Origin of the sequence: Sanguibacter hominis ATCC BAA-789, assembly GCF_012396185.1 — a bacterium.
Taxonomy (GTDB): Bacteria; Actinomycetota; Actinomycetes; order Actinomycetales; family Cellulomonadaceae; genus Flavimobilis; species Flavimobilis hominis.
The window spans coordinates 186,136-199,872 of record NZ_JAAXOW010000001.1; the positions used below are offsets into that span (position 1 = coordinate 186,136).

Here is a 13,737-nt window from a genome sequence, read left to right on the forward strand (position 1 = left end):
GCCGTCCGGTCAGCGAGCCGTCAACAACAGCGACAGAAGGCCGCCGTGCGGCGCGCGTGGGCGCGCGCGACCCTGACGTCGGCACGGCTGGAGCCGTGCGCGGAGGTCAGGGGCGTCGAGGTCACGGGTGGATCCTCCGTGATGACCCGCGTGAGGACAACCCTCGCCCTGGGCCGTCCCACAGTGTGGGCAGCCGTCGGGCGCGGGGACCCAGGCTCAGGAGTTGCGCGCGACGACCGTGTTCGACGCCTGCGCGCGCGGCCGGATGATGAGCGAGTCGATGTTCACGTGGTGCGGGCGCGTGACCGTCCACACGATCGCGTCCGCGACGTCCTCGGCGAGCAGCGGCTCGGCGACGCCCGCGTAGACGCGGTCAGCAGCCTCGGCGTCGCCGGCGTAACGGTTGAGCGAGAACTCCTCGGTGCGCACCATCCCCGGTGCGATCTCGATCACGCGCACCGGCTCCCCCACGAGCTCGAGCCGCAGCGTGCTCGCGATGATCCGCTCGGCGTGCTTGGCGGCGACGTACCCGGCGCCGCCGGGGTACGTGTCGTGGCCTGCGGTCGACGTGAGGACGACGACGTCGCCGCGACCCGACGCGCGCAGCGCGGGCAGGAGCGCCTGGGTGATGCGCAGCGTCCCGAGGACGTTCGTGTCGTACATGCGCTGCCAGCGGTCGACGTCGGCCTCCGCGACGCTGTCGACGCCGAGCGCGCCGCCCGCGACGTTCACGAGCGCGTGCACGGGACCCTCCGCGGTGATGCGCTCGACGGCCGCCGCGACCGCGGCGGCGTCCGTGAGGTCGGCGACGACGGGGACCGCGCCGGTCTCCTCGGCAACCTCGGCGAGGCGGTCCGCCCTCCGGGCGACGGCGTACACGTCCCAGCCGATCGAGCGCAGCAGCTCGACCGTCGCGCGGCCGATCCCCGACGACGCGCCCGTGACGACCGCGCGCAGCGCCTCGGGGCGAGCGCCCTCGTCCGGGCCACGGCGCGCAGCGCGACGACCTGCACGGGTCGCGGGGATCGTCGACTCGTCAGGGACCGAGGTGGGAGCAGCGTCATCACTCATGACCTCGATCCTCCCACGCAGCGCGCCCCCGGTCGTGCCGTCCGTCGGGCGCGGACACGTCCCCCCTGCTCGGCGCTGCGCCCTAGGCTGGTCGCACGGCCACGACAGGCCGACGTGACCCGCCGAGGCGGGCGAGGACGAGGGGCGGACTCCATGAAGATCGGGTTCATCGGTGCAGGCAACATGGCGACCGCGATCGCGTCGGGCATCGTCGACCGTGGCGTCGTCCAGGGCAGCGACGTCGTCGTCCACGACGTGCACGCCGCCGGCGCGCAGGCGCTCGCCGAGCGCCTCGGCGCGACCGTCGCACCGTCGAACGAGGCGCTCGTCGACGCGGTCGACGTCGTCGTCCTCGCGATCAAGCCCCAGGTGATCCCGGCGGCGCTCCCGCCGCTCGCCGCGGCCCTCGCTGAGAGCGGCGCGCTGCTCGTCTCGATCGCCGCCGGCACGTCCCTCGCGCGGCTCGAGCAGCTCCTGGGCGACGGAGGCGCGGACCTCCCTGTCGTGCGCGTCATGCCGAACGTCAACGCGATGGTCGGCGCGGGCATGGCCGCGGTCGCGGGCAACAAGGCCGCGAGCGAGGAGCAGGTCGCGACGGTCGTCGACCTGTTCCGTGCGGTCGGCGACGCTATCGAGCTGCCCGAGCCCTCGTTCTCGACGTTCACCGCGATCGCGGGCAGCGCGCCCGCGTACGCGTACCTGTTCATCGACGCGCTCGCGCGCGGCGCCCTCAAGGCGGGCATGCCGAAGGCCATGGCGACACGGATCGCGGCGCAGACCGTCCTCGGCAGCGCTCGGATGATCCTCGAGTCGGACGACGCGCCCTGGGTGCTCATCGACAAGGTCTGCTCGCCGGGCGGCACGACGATCGCGGGCCTCATGGCGCTCGAGGACGGCGGCTTCGTGTCGACCGTCGTCGACGGCGTGCAGGCCACGATCGACCGCGACCTCGAGCTCGGCGCGGGGTCCTGACCCGGCTGACCGCCCGCCGGGCTCGCCCGGAGACCCCGGCGACACATGTCGGCGGTAGCGTTGTCCTCACGATCCGCCCGGCCGACCTGCCAGGTGTTGCGAGCCCGTCCATGGGCCGCCGGTCGCCCGGGACGCCCGTGTCGCGCCCCTCCCCGCAAACGTGCCGCGTCGTCGTGCCCGACGGCGCCTGCCGAGCCCAGGAGGCCCAGTGCCCGCAGCGTCGCCCCGCCCCGCCCTGTCGTCCCGCTCCGTCCGTGCCCGCCGCACCCTCACGGTCGCGCCCGTCGTGCTCGCCGCTCTCACGCTCGCCGCGTGCGGTGGCACGTCGTCCCCTGGCGCGTCCGGGGCTGCGACCCCGCCGTCGGCGTCCCCCACGTCGGCGTACCCGCTGACGATCGACAACTGCGGGACGTCCGTGACCTTCGAGGCCGCTCCGACGCGGGTCGTGACGGTCAAGTCGTCGACGACCGAGATGCTCCTCGCGCTCGGTGCCGGGGACACGATCGTCGGGACGGCCTTCCCGGACGGACCAGCACCCGAGCCGTGGACCGAGGCAGCCGCAGCGGTCCCGGTGATCTCGGACAAGGTGCCGAGCAACGAGGTGGTCCTGGCTGAGGAACCCGATCTCGTCTACGCGGGCTGGGAGTCCGTGTTCTCCGCCGACGGCGCCGGCGAGCGCCCCGCGCTCGAGGCGCTCGGCGTGCGCACGCTCGTCGCGCCGTCCGCGTGCAAGGAGAAGCAGTACCGGCCCGACCCGCTCACGTTCGACGACGTGTTCGCCGAGATCACGCAGATCGGCGCGATCATGGACCGCGGCGCGGACGCCGGGGCGCTCGTGGCGACGCAGCGCGCCGACCTCGAGACCGTCGTGCGCGACACGCGGGGGCTGAGCGCCCTGTGGTTCTCCTCGGGCTCTGACACCCCGTACGTCGGCGGCGGCATCGGTGCGCCCGCCCTCATCATGGAGACCGCAGGCCTGACCAACATCGCCGCGGACATCGACGACTCGTGGGGCCCGATGGGCTGGGAGGCCGTCGCCGCTGCGGACCCCGACGTCATCGTCCTCGTCGACTCCCCGTGGAACAGTGCCGAGAAGAAGATCGGCATCCTCGAGGGCTCCCCCGTGACCGCCGCGCTGAGCGCGGTCAAGAACAAGGCCTACGTCGTCGTGCCGTTCCCCGCGACCGAGGCAGGCGTGCGGACCGTGTCCGCAGCTGCGAGCGTCGCCGACCAGCTCACGAAGCTCACGTTCGAGGACTGACATGACCACGGCGACCCGCACCCCCGACGCGCGCGGCACCACCGCGCACGCCGGGGCGCCCGAGCCGGCGCCGCGTGCGCCGCGCCGGGGCGCGCGTACGGCGACGCTCGTCGCGGTCGGCGTGGTCGTCCTCGTCGCGAGCGTGCTCCTCGCGGTGCTGATCGGCCCGGCCGACCTGCGGCCGGACGAGGTGTGGGCCTCTGTGCTGCACCACCTCGGGCTCGGCCCCGCGCCGGCCAGCGCGCTGCGTGACGCGATCATCTGGGAGGGCCGGCTCCCCCGCACCCTGACGGCGGCGGCCGTCGGCGCCGGGCTCGCGACGTGCGGCGCCGTCATGCAGTCGCTCACACGCAACCCGCTCGCCGACCCGTACCTGCTCGGCCTGTCGTCGGGCGCGTCGCTCGGCGCCGTCATCGTGATCGTGCTCGGCGCCGGCGTCGCGCTCCCGGTCGCGGCGTTCGCCGGGTCGTCCGTCGCCCTCGTCGCGGCGCTCGGCCTCGCGGGCGCGCTCGGGTCGCTCACGCCGACGCGCACGATCCTCGCCGGGCTTGCCGTGAGCCAGCTGTGCGCCGCGGCGACGAGCTTCGTCATCTTCTGGTCCGCGACGGGCGACTCCTACCGCGAGGTCCTGTCCTGGCTTATGGGATCGGTCGCAGGGGCGTCGTGGTCGTCGGTCGCGATCGCGGCGGGCGCGCTCGCGGTCCTCGGCGTGCCGCTCGTCCTGGCGGGGAACGTGCTCGACGCGTTCACGTTCGGCGACGCCTCGGCGTCGAGCCTCGGCATCCACGTCCCGGCCGCGCGCTGGGGGTTGCTCGGCGCGGTCGCGCTGCTCACGGGTGCGCTCGTGAGCGTGTCGGGATCGATCGGGTTCGTGGGGCTGATCCTCCCGCACGCGGTCAAGGCGCTGAGCGGCGGGCGGCACCGGGTCGTGCTGCCCGTCGCGGCGCTCGCTGGCGCGAGCTTCCTCGTGTGGGCGGACACGATCGCTCGCACGGTCGTGGACCCGCGCGAGCTGCCCGTCGGGATCGTCACGGCCGCCGTCGGGGCGCCGGTGTTCGCAGCGATCCTCTGGCGCGGACGGCGGGCCGTCGCATGAGCGCAGAGGTCGGCGCGGGCTTGCGCGTCACCGGGGCGACGTGGTCGGTCACCGACCGTCGGATCGTCGACGAGATCGCGTTCACGACGCCGATCGGGACGGTGACGGGGATCCTCGGGCCCAACGGCTCGGGCAAGTCGACTCTGCTGCGGGCGCTCGCAGGGGCGCTGCGGCTCGACGACGGCGCGGCGTCGTTCGGCGGCGACGACCTGCTGCGGATGCGTCGGCGTGAGCGCGCGCGGCGCGTCGCGCTCGTCGAGCAGGACTCGGCTCCCGACCGGTCGATCACGGTCCACGAGGCCGTCCTGCTCGGACGCATCCCCCACCGCTCTCTCCTCGCGGGTGACAGCGCGGCGGACGACGCCGCGGCGGCGACCGCGCTCACGCGCGTCGGCATGGCGGACCTCGCCGAGCGTGATCTCGCGACGCTCTCGGGCGGTGAGCGGCAGCGCGTGCACGTCGCCCGCGCGCTCGCGCAGGAGCCCGAGCTCATGCTGCTGGACGAGCCGACGAACCACCTCGACGTGTCGGCGCAGATCCGCGTGCTCGACCTCTTGCGCTCGCTGACGGGCGAGGGCGTGACCGTGGTGACTGCGTTGCACGACCTCAACCTCGCGGCGTCGTACTGCGACCGGGTCGTGCTGCTCGCGGGCGGTCGCGTCGTCGCGGTCGGCACGCCGTCCGAGGTGCTCACGCCCGAGCTCGTCAAACACGTCTACGACGTGCGGTGCGAGGTGCTGACCCATCCGACGACGGGCCGTCCGCTGCTCGCGTTCAGCAGCTGACGGAGGTGCGCGCGCCGCCAGCCTGCGCCGCTCGTCGGCCCGGCACGGCCCTCGCGCCCGGACGTCCCGCGCGCCAGGGCTAGTGCAGAAGGTCCCTGACCGCTACACTCGACGAGAAGTTGCTTTGTCTCTCGTGTCTTTGCCGCAGTGTGGGTCAGTGCCCGCGGATCTTGATCTTCAAGAGTTGACTACGGATACACCGTGACGGACAGGGCTCCGAAGTGCGGAGCCCCTCCGATCCTCTTGAAGGAGATCACCATGACTGTTGGAACTGTGAAGTGGTTCAACGCTGAGAAGGGCTTCGGCTTCATCGCCCCCGAGGATGGCTCCGCCGACGTGTTCGCGCACTACTCCGCGATCGCGACGCAGGGCTACCGCTCGCTCGACGAGAACCAGCGCGTCGAGTTCGACGTGACCCAGGGCCCGAAGGGCCCGCAGGCGGAGAACATCCGCCCGCTCTGATCTGAGCCGGTGACTCAGCGACGAAGCCTCGCGAGAGACGTTCGTCTGCGCTGATCCCCCCGATGCCCCGGTCCTCGCGACCGGGGCATCGGTGCATCTGCATCCAGGCATCCACAGGCACCGGCGCCCGTGCGAACGCCCTGCCCTGGCGACGTCGCCGCGGCAACCTTCTTGACCGCTCCGCAGACGACCCCAGGAGGTCCTGTGAGCTCTACCGCCCTGTCCGACCCGCCCGCCGCCGACTCCCCCCGCGCTCGCCAGGTCAGCGACTACACCGATCTGGCACGCGAGGTCCGCGAGGCCGGGCTGCTCGAGCGCAACTACCCGTACTACTGGGCGAAGCTCGTGGGGATGGTCGCGGTCTACGCCGCTCTCGTCACCACCTTCGTCCTGATCGGTGACACGTGGTGGCAGCTGTTCACCGCCGTGGTCGCCGCCGTCGTCATGACGCAGGCAGCGTTCCTCGGGCACGACGCCGCGCACCGCCAGATCTTCGTCTCCGGCCGCTGGAACGACTGGACGAGCCTCGTCGTGGCCAACCTCTTCGTGGGGCTGAGCTACGGGTGGTGGCAGCACAAGCACACCAAGCACCACGGCAACCCGAACAAGGATGGTGTCGATCCAGACATCGACCTGCCCGTGCTCGCGTTCACGCCCGCCCAGGCGGACGCCCGCAAGTCACGCCTGACCCAGTGGTTCACGCGCCACCAGGGCTGGTTCTTCTTCCCCCTGCTGCTCCTCGAAGGCATCGACCTGCACTACCAGGGCCTCAAGCGCGTCTTCGGTCGCGCCCCGATCTCGCGCCGCGGCGTCGAGATCGCGTTCCTCGGCGTGCGCCTGGTCGGCTACGTGGCGCTCGTCCTGTGGGTCCTGTCCCCGCTGACCGCGCTCGCGTTCTTCGCGGTCCACCTCGGCCTGTTCGGGCTGTACATGGGTGGCTCGTTCGCGCCCAACCACAAGGGCATGCCGATCGTCCCGAAGGACCTGCGCATCGACTTCTTGCGCCGCCAGGTGCTCATGAGCCGCAACGTCAAGGGCGGCCGGTTCATGGACGTCGCCCTCGGCGGTCTCAACTACCAGGTCGAGCACCACCTCTTCCCGTCGATCCCCCGCACGAGCCTGCGTCGCGCGAAGGTCATCGTCGAGCGCTTCTGCGCCGAGCGGGGCGTCGCCTACACGGAGACGACGCTGTTCGCGTCCTACGGGATCGTCGTCCGCTACCTCAACGAGGTGGGGCTCGGCGTGCGGGACACGTTCACGTGCCCTCTCGCGACGAGCATGCGGTAGACGTCGCACCGCACGCGGCACCTGACGCACGCGAGGTCCTGCCCGCGCCGGGCAGGACCTCGCGTGTTCTCTCGAGAGCGCAGACGGTCAGGTCGACGCCCGCTCGACGAGGGACGTCTGGAGCGTGATCGCGGCGGGCTCCTCACCGTCGATGACGTCGAGGAGGAGCCGCACCATCTCGGCGCTGATCCGCGCGAACGGCTGACGCATCGTCGTGAGCGGCGGGTGGAGAGCCGCGGCGACACCGGAGTCGTCGAAGCCACCCACCGCGATGTCCTCCGGGACCCGCCGTCCCTCCGCCTGGAGCGCGACGAGCGCACCCGCGGCCATGAGGTCCGACGCGACGAAGACCGCGTCGATGTCGGGGCAGCGCTCCACCAGCTCGAGCATCGCGAGACGCCCGCTCTCGCGGGAGTAGTCCCCGTGCGCCACGCAGCGCTCGTCGAACAGCTCGCCGAGCGCCTCCTTGTATCCCTGGAGCCGGAGCTGGCCGCCCGGGGTGTCGAGCGGCCCGGTGATCGTCGCGACGCGCCGACGCCCGCGCGCGAGAAGATGCTCGGTCATGGCCCGGGCGCCGGCGAGGTCGTCGGCAGCGACGTGAGCGACCTTGCCCTCGTGACCGAGGGGCACACCGACGGCGACGGTCGGCACCTTGTGCTTGAGCAGCTCCGTGAGCATCGGGTTGCCCTGGTGCGAGCTGATCAGCAGGACGCCGTCGACGTGACCGGCGGCGACGTACCGAGTGATCCGGGCCCGCTCCTGCGGAGTGCCCGCGACCATGAGCAGCAGCGGGATCTCGCGCTTCGCGAGCTCCTCGGCGGCGCCGCGCAGGAGCACCGAGAAGTTGGGGTCCTCGAAGAGCAGGTGCTGCGGCTCGGTGAGCAGGAACGCGACCGAGTTGGACCGGCCCGTCACGAGCGAGCGTGCGTGCTGGTTCGCCTGGTAGCCGGTCGTGCGGATCGCCTCGTTCACCGCGGCGAGCGCGTCCGGCGAGACCCAGTGCCCCCCGTTGATGACGCGGGACACGGTCCCGCGCGAGACTCCCGCCGCGGCCGCGACGTCGCGGATCGTCGGTCGGCGTCGGGGCGCCGCGGGCGTACGTCTGCCGGAGTCCTCCACAGCTCGTGAGTGTACTGACACGGTCAGGCCTTCACGCCGCCGGCTGCCAGGTCGACCTGCCAGTAGCGCTGCAGCAGCAGGAAGAGCGCGACGAGCGGCACGATCGACAACAGCGCCCCCGTGATGACGAGCGTGTAGAGGGCCGGTTGGGACGCACCCTGGTTGAGCAGGCCTGAGAGCCCCACGGTGAGAGGGAAGAGCCGGTCGTCGCCGAGCATGATGTACGGCAGCATGAAGTTGTTCCAGATCGCGACGAACTGGAAGAGGAACACCGTCACGAGCCCGGGCAGCAGCATCGGGACGGCCACCTGCACGAACGTGCGGGTCTCTCCAGCACCGTCGGTCCGCGCTGCCTCGATGACCTCGTCCGGCACGGCCGCCGCGGAGTAGATCCGTGCGAGGTAGATCCCGTACGGGCTGATGATGCTCGGCAGGAGCACGGACCAGTAGGTGTTGGTCAGGCCGATCTGCGCGAGGAGCAGGTACTGCGGGATCGCCAGGACGACGCCAGGGACGAGCACGCCAGCGAGCAGCACGTTGAAGACGGCGGACTTGCCGCGGAACCGGTACTTGGCGAGCGCGTAGCCCGCGGTCGCGGACACGATGACCGAGAGGATCGCGCCGGCGCCGGCGTACAGGGCGGTGTTCGCCATCCAGCGCCAGAAGAGGCCGTCCCGATACTCGACGAGGTCGCGGACGTTGACGAGGAGATGTCTCGACGGCGCGAACGTGAACGTCGAGAACAGCTCTGCGCCGGACTTCGTCGAGGCGACGAGGACCCAGGCGACGGGAAGGAGGCAGTACAAGGCACCGAGCAGCAGGATCGCGGTCGCGAAGAAGCTCGGCCGGTCGCCGCGGGTGCGGGAGCGTGCACGCGCTGCGCTGCGGTCCGACTCGGCCCGACGACGTGCGAGCGTCGAGGTGTCTGCGGTGTCCGCGAGCGCCGTGGTGGGGCTGTGGGGGGTCATGTCACTTCTCCTGACCGAAGGCGCGGCTCTGCACGAGGCGCAAGAAGCCGAACGAGAGCACGAACGTCGCGACGGCGATGATGACGGACGTGGCCGCGGCTGAGTAGATGTCACCGCGCGTGAACGCGTCGCGGTAGACCTTCATGAGCGGGGTCCACGTGGTGGAGATCGTGTTGCTCAGCGGGCGCAGGGTGGTCGGCTCGGCGAACACCTGCAGGGTCGCGATCATCGAGAACACGAACGTCATGATGATCGACGGCAGCACCGACGGGACCTTGATCCGCCACGCGATCGCGACCTGGGTGCAGCCGTCGAGCTCGGCGGCCTCGTACAGCTCGCTGGGGATCGCCTTGAGCGCCGTATAGATCACGACCATGTTGAAGCCCACGCCGCCCCACACTGCGATGTTCGCGACGGCGAAGATCACCAGGTCGGAGGAGAAGAGCGACGGCACGTCCCAGCCGAGACGGTCGAACACGTAGTAGAACGGGCTCACGCCCGGCAGGTAGAGGAACCCCCAGAGCAGCGAGGAGATCACCGCGGGCACCGCGTAGGGCAGGAAGATCGACACGCGGGAGAAGCCTCGGGCGCGGCTGCGTCGCGCGTCGAGCAGCAGCGCGAAGAGCAGAGCCAGACCGAGCATCATCGGGACGACGAGCAACCCGTACATCCCGACCCTCCCGACGGACGCGAGGAACTCCGGGTCCGCGACGGCGTCGGCGTAGTTGGCGAAGCCGCTCCACACCTCGGTGCGCGACCCCTTGCCAAGGCCGAGCCCGCTCACCTTCTCCGCACGGAAGCTGAGGTAGACCGCGTAGCCGATGGGCAGCGCGAGGAAGAGGGTGAACAGGACGATCGCAGGCGTGAGGAACGCCCAGGGTGCGGTCGCTCGCCGGAGGTTCCTCCGACGTCGGGCGGGTGGGGCCTCACGGCCCCCGGTCGCAGCGGCGTGTGCCGCCTGCGGGTGGGTGGTGCTCACGGGGGCTGTCTCCTTCGACCTGAGCGAGCGTGAAAGTCGGGTGCGTCGGCGGCCGCCCGTGGGCGGCCGCCGAACGCATCACTCGGTGACGTTGAAGCCCGAGCTCTTGAGATCGTCGAGCGTGATCTTCTGCATGGCGGTCACCGCCGTGACGAACGCCGACTTGGACCTCGACTCGGCGGCCTTGGCGAACTCGTCGTTGTAGGCCGAGTACGCGACGTTGACGTTCGGGCCGTACGTGAAGCTACCGGCGGTCTTCGCGGTCTCCCCCGCGATCGTGTAGAAGTCCTCCTGGTTCGAGAAGAACTCGGGCGGAGAGGCGAGCGCCTCGGCCTGGGCGACGGTGTTCGCCGGGTAGATGCCTGCCTCGGCGACGAGCGCGTTGACGGCCTCCTGGGAGGAGTTGAGCCACGAGACGAACGCGGCAGCCTGCTCGGGGTGCTTCGACTGCGACGTCACCGCGGTCGCGGAGCCGCCCCAGTTGCCGGTGGCCGGGTTCGCCGCGTCCCACTGGGGCATGGGCGCCATCTTCCACTTGCCTGCCGTGTCGGCGGCGTTGCCGGCGAGCACGCCGGGCGCCCACACTGCGGACAGCCAGCCGACCTCGGTGCCGTTGTTGAGCGCGGCGTTCCACTCGGGGGTGTACATCGGCTTGTTGTTGATCACGCCTTCTTCGACGAGGCCGCCCCAGTACTCGGCGACCCGCTGGGTGGGCTCCGCGTCGACGTCGACGCTCCAGGCGTCTCCGTCGATCCCCCACCACGAGGCGCCGGCCTGCTGGGCGAGCCCGGTGAACCAGCCTGCGTCGTTGGCGGAGAAGGTGCCGAGGTAGACCTTGGGGTCGGCCTGGTGGATCTTGCGGGCGGCGTCGGCGTACTCGTCCCAGGTCGTGGGGACCTCGACACCGAGGTCCTCGAAGACGTCGGCGCGGTAGTAGAACTGCATCGGGCCGGAGTCCTGCGGCACCGCGAAGACTGCTTCCGATCCGAGCGTGACCGCGTTCCAGACACCCTCGGGGTACTGAGCGGCGAGTCCCGGGTCGATCGCTGCGGAGATGTCCGCGAGCGCGTCGGCGGAGACCAGGGTCGGGATCTTCTGGTACTCGGCCTGCATGACGTCGGGGGCGCCGGAGCCAGCCTTGATCGCGGTGAGCAGCTTGGTGACGGCGGGGTCCCCTCCGTCCTGCTTGTTGACGGTGACCTGGATGTTCGGGTTGGCGTCGTTCCAGAGAGCGACGACCTTCTCCATGTTGGGTGCCCACGTCCAGAACGTGAGCTCGACCTTCTCCGCGGGCGCGCCTGCGGACGTGGTGGGTGCGGCGCTCTGGTCGCCTCCGCTGCACGCGGCGGTCAGCAGGGCGGTGGCTGCTAGGAGCGCAGCGGCCTTGGTGCCTGTGGTCAGGCGCATGAGTCCTCCTCGTCAAGGACCGTCGCGCTCCCTCAGCTTCGCTGCCGGGTGATGCACGACGATGTGTGTGGGGCTGTGCACGGTCACAGTAGCGCTCACACCCGAACACTTGTCAACAGCGTTCACCGTAGTGTTATCTAGGTCTGCGCGGCCAATGATGACTGTGATCGTGCACAGGAATGCACCGAAGGAGCGACATGACCTCGAACCACTACCCGGACATGGGCCCCGCCTACGGCGGCTGGCTGCCCGGCGTCGGGCAGATCTGCTACGGAGGTGACTACAACCCCGAGCAGTGGCCCGAGGAGGTCTGGCACGAGGACGTGGCACTCATGCGCCAGGCCGGCGTGAACCTCGTGAGCATCGGCATCTGGAGCTGGGCCTTGCTCGAGCCGAGGGAAGGCGAGTACGACTTCGGTTGGCTGGACAGGCTGCTCGACCTGCTCCACGCCCACGGGATCCATGCAGACCTCGGCACGCCCACGGCGTCACCGCCGGCCTGGTTCTTCCACACCTACCCCGACGCGCGCGTCGTGACGCGCGACGGGACCACGCTGGGGTTCGGGTCACGCGGCATGGCCGCACCGTCGCACCCCGCCTACCGTCAGGCGGCCGTGCGCATCGCCGACCGGCTCGCCGAGCGCTACCACGCCCACCCCGCCGTCGTGCTGTGGCACGTCCACAACGAGTACGGCGCGCCCGTCTCCGAGGACTACTCGCCCGCGAGCACCACCGCGTTCCGAGCGTGGCTCGAGCAGCGCTACGGCACGCTCGACGAGCTGAACGCCGCGTGGGGAACGCGGTTCTGGGGCCAGGTCTACGGCGCGTGGGAGCACGTCGGCGTCCCCGCCGCGACGCCGACCGTCGCCAACCCGGCCCAGCGCCTCGACTTCGCCCGGTTCACGAACGACGCGCTCCTCGCGTGCTTCACCGCAGAGCGCGACGCGATCCGCGCGCACTCCGACCTGCCCGTCACGACCAACTTCATGGCGGCGTCGTGCCCCGCGACCGACCTCTGGGCGTGGGGCCGCGAGGTCGACATCGTCTCGAACGACCATTACCTGACCGCCGCCGACCCCCGCGGCGAGGTCGGGCTGGCGCTCGCCGCGGACCTCACGAGGTCCGTGGCGGGCGGCAAGCCCTGGATGCTCCTGGAGCACTCACCCTCCGGCGTCAACTGGCAGCCCCGCAACGTGGCGAAGCGCCCTGGCGAGATGCGCCGCAACGCGTTCTCCCACCTCGGGCGCGGCGCCGACGCCATCATGTTCTTCCAGTGGCGCGCCTCCCGCTCCGGCGCTGAGAAGTTCCACGGCGCGATGGTGCCGCACGCGGGCACGACGAGCCGTGTGTGGCACGAGGTCGTCGACCTCGGCACCGAGCTGGCGTCGCTCGCCGAGGTCCGCGGCTCGCGCGTCCGCGCGGACGTCGCGATCCTCTGGGACCAGGAGTCGATGTGGGCGCAAGGCCTCGAGTGGCGCCCGTCCGTGGACGTCGACGCGCTCGAACGCATCACGACGTTCTACGACCGGTTCTGGCGCGACGGCGTGGCCGTCGACTTCGCCCACCCGAGCCAGGACCTCTCCGGGTACCGCCTGGTCGTCGCGCCGTCGTCCTACCTCCTGACCGCGGACGACGCTGCCAACCTCACTGCGTACGTCGAGGGGGGCGGCACGCTTCTCGTCTCGTTCTTCTCCGGGATCGTCGACGAGAACGACGCCGTCCACCCGGGCGGCTTCCTCGCTCCCCTGCGCCGCGCTCTCGGCGTCACGGTCGAGGAGTTCCTCCCCCTCCGCGAAGGCGAGACGCTGCAGGTCGCGCTCGACGGCGGCACGTCCGCGCCGGGCCTCACGGGGGTCGTGACCGGCGACGTCTGGGCCGACGACGTCGCGGTCGAGGGCGCCACCGTCGTCGGGACCTACGTCGACGGCCCCAAGCCGGGCGGCGCCGCCGTCACTCGCCACAGGCTCGGCAACGGCGTCGGCTGGTACGTCTCCACGAGGCTCGACGTCGACACGCTCGCGAGCGTGCTCGCCCCGGCCTACGCCGACGCAGGGATCGACACGCCCGGACGTCCTGAGGGCCTCGAGGTCATGCGTCGGCACGGTGACGACGCGGACTACCTCGTCGCGGTCAACCACACCCCCGTCGACCACGAGCTCCCGCTCGACGCCCCCGCGACCGACCTCCTGACGCGCGACACGCTCGAGCGCACGTGCGTCGTCCCAGCGGGTGGTGTCCGTGCGCTGCGGCTCCCCCAGCAGCTCGCCGCTCCTGGCGCCCACGCTCCCTCGGGGAGCAGCACGCGCGGGTGACGACCCCATACGAGCCGG

12 protein-coding genes are annotated in these 13,737 nt (G+C 71.4%); 7 read left to right on the top strand and 5 right to left on the bottom strand.

The window, feature by feature from the left end; genetic code table 11:
• Positions 1-216: 216 nt before the first annotated feature.
• Positions 217-1,071: an SDR family NAD(P)-dependent oxidoreductase gene (locus HF995_RS00865; protein ID WP_168445956.1), complete on the bottom strand. Its 855-nt coding sequence runs from the start codon at positions 1,069-1,071 to the stop codon at positions 217-219.
• Positions 1,072-1,224: 153 nt separating this feature from the next.
• Here HF995_RS00865 and proC point away from each other — a divergent pair, with 153 nt between their 5' ends.
• The 6 genes from proC to HF995_RS00895 all read left to right on the top strand — a co-directional run bounded on the left by proC (position 1,225) and on the right by HF995_RS00895 (position 6,934).
• On the top strand, positions 1,225-2,043 hold the full coding sequence (gene proC / locus HF995_RS00870; RefSeq protein ID WP_168445957.1) for a pyrroline-5-carboxylate reductase: 819 nt from the start codon (positions 1,225-1,227) through the stop codon (positions 2,041-2,043).
• 208 nt (positions 2,044-2,251) lie between these two features.
• Positions 2,252-3,304, top strand: a complete 1,053-nt coding sequence (locus HF995_RS00875; RefSeq protein ID WP_350308678.1) for a putative F420-0 ABC transporter substrate-binding protein — start codon at positions 2,252-2,254, stop codon at positions 3,302-3,304.
• A gap of 1 nt (position 3,305) precedes the next feature.
• Positions 3,306-4,400: a putative F420-0 ABC transporter permease subunit gene (locus HF995_RS00880; protein ID WP_168445958.1), complete on the top strand. Its 1,095-nt coding sequence runs from the start codon at positions 3,306-3,308 to the stop codon at positions 4,398-4,400.
• Positions 4,397-5,185 (top strand): ABC transporter ATP-binding protein, encoded by a 789-nt coding sequence (locus HF995_RS00885; RefSeq protein ID WP_168445959.1) that lies wholly within the window; start codon positions 4,397-4,399, stop codon positions 5,183-5,185. Before HF995_RS00880 ends, HF995_RS00885 begins: the two co-directional genes overlap by 4 nt.
• A gap of 258 nt (positions 5,186-5,443) precedes the next feature.
• Positions 5,444-5,647 (top strand): cold-shock protein, encoded by a 204-nt coding sequence (locus tag HF995_RS00890; RefSeq protein ID WP_098457228.1) that lies wholly within the window; start codon positions 5,444-5,446, stop codon positions 5,645-5,647.
• A 204-nt stretch (positions 5,648-5,851) separates the two neighbouring features.
• A complete protein-coding gene (locus HF995_RS00895) occupies positions 5,852-6,934 on the top strand; it encodes a fatty acid desaturase family protein (RefSeq protein ID WP_350308679.1) in 1,083 nt (360 codons plus the stop codon).
• An 87-nt stretch (positions 6,935-7,021) separates the two neighbouring features.
• Here the strand turns inward: HF995_RS00895 and HF995_RS00900 are convergent, their stop codons facing one another.
• From HF995_RS00900 to HF995_RS00915, 4 genes are all read right to left on the bottom strand, one after another.
• Entirely contained in the window at positions 7,022-8,053 is a 1,032-nt protein-coding gene (locus HF995_RS00900; protein ID WP_168445960.1) for a LacI family DNA-binding transcriptional regulator, read from the bottom strand.
• 23 nt (positions 8,054-8,076) lie between these two features.
• Complete coding sequence (locus HF995_RS00905; RefSeq protein ID WP_168445961.1) at positions 8,077-9,021, bottom strand: carbohydrate ABC transporter permease; 945 nt, start codon at positions 9,019-9,021, stop codon at positions 8,077-8,079.
• A gap of 1 nt (position 9,022) precedes the next feature.
• The gene (locus HF995_RS00910) at positions 9,023-10,000 is read right to left on the bottom strand and encodes a carbohydrate ABC transporter permease (RefSeq protein ID WP_168445962.1); all 978 of its coding nucleotides are present in this window, start codon (positions 9,998-10,000) and stop codon (positions 9,023-9,025) included.
• Positions 10,001-10,078: 78 nt separating this feature from the next.
• Positions 10,079-11,407, bottom strand: coding sequence for an ABC transporter substrate-binding protein (locus tag HF995_RS00915; protein WP_168445963.1), 1,329 nt, complete (start codon positions 11,405-11,407; stop codon positions 10,079-10,081).
• 221 nt (positions 11,408-11,628) lie between these two features.
• Between HF995_RS00915 and HF995_RS00920 the strand changes: the two genes are divergently transcribed.
• The gene (locus HF995_RS00920; RefSeq protein ID WP_168446927.1) at positions 11,629-13,719 is read left to right on the top strand and encodes a beta-galactosidase; all 2,091 of its coding nucleotides are present in this window, start codon (positions 11,629-11,631) and stop codon (positions 13,717-13,719) included.
• Positions 13,720-13,737 lie beyond the last annotated feature (18 nt).